This window comes from Mesorhizobium sp. M7A.F.Ca.US.006.04.2.1, from assembly GCF_004022915.1.
Classification (GTDB): Bacteria; Pseudomonadota; Alphaproteobacteria; order Rhizobiales; family Rhizobiaceae; genus Mesorhizobium; species Mesorhizobium ciceri.
Genome location: NZ_RZQA01001466.1, coordinates 1 through 790, shown reverse-complemented (window position 1 = coordinate 790; position 790 = coordinate 1). Strand labels below are relative to the sequence as shown.

1 protein-coding gene is annotated in these 790 nt (G+C 66.1%); it reads right to left on the bottom strand.

All coding sequences use genetic code 11. The features are described from left to right. The coding region (locus EN925_RS38095) for an FAD-dependent oxidoreductase (RefSeq protein WP_164894780.1) at positions 1-790 on the bottom strand (790 nt) is incomplete at both ends.

Genomic DNA, 790 nt, shown 5'->3' with positions numbered 1-790 from the left:
CCGTTGCAGTCGCCCATCGCCCAGATGCCGGGCACGCTGGTGCGCAGCTGGTCGTCGACGGTGACAAAACCGCGCTTGTCGACCTCGACGCCGGCCCTTTCCAGGCCGAGATCGTCGGTGTTGGGCGTGCGCCCCAGCGCCAGCAGCACATGCGAGCCGACCGCCGGTGGCTTGCCGGCGGAGAAGGTCACGGCGATGTCGTCACCCTGTCTGGCGAAGGCAATGTCGTCGGCGCCGACATGGACCGCGATGCCTTCGTTTTCGAGGATCGACAGGATGGCGGCGGAGACATCCTCGTCCTCGCGGCCGGTCAGGCGCGGGCTCTTCTCGACGACGGTGACTTCCGCGCCGAAGCGGCGGAACATCTGAGCGAATTCGAGCGAGATGTAGCTGCCGCCGACGACGACGAGATGGCGCGGCAGCACGTCGAGATCCATCATCGACGAGTTGGTCAGATAGTCGATGTCGTGGATGCCGGGAAGGTCGGGCACCGAGGCGCGGCCGCCGGTGTTGAGGAAGATCTTTTCGGCGGTCAGCAGATCGTCGCCGACGCGCACCGTGTTGGGGGATTCGAAACGCGCATGGCCGCGATAGAGGGTGCACTTGTCCATGCCGGCAATCCAGGTCTCGAGATTGCCGCGAGCGTCGTTTGTGACCTTGTCCTTGCGCGCCTTGATCACCTTGTAATCCACGCCGACCGGCCCGGAGAGCGTCACGCCATAGTCGGCGGCGCGGCGCGCCAGATGCGCGGCATAGGCGCTGGCGACCATGGTCTTGGTCGGCATGCAGC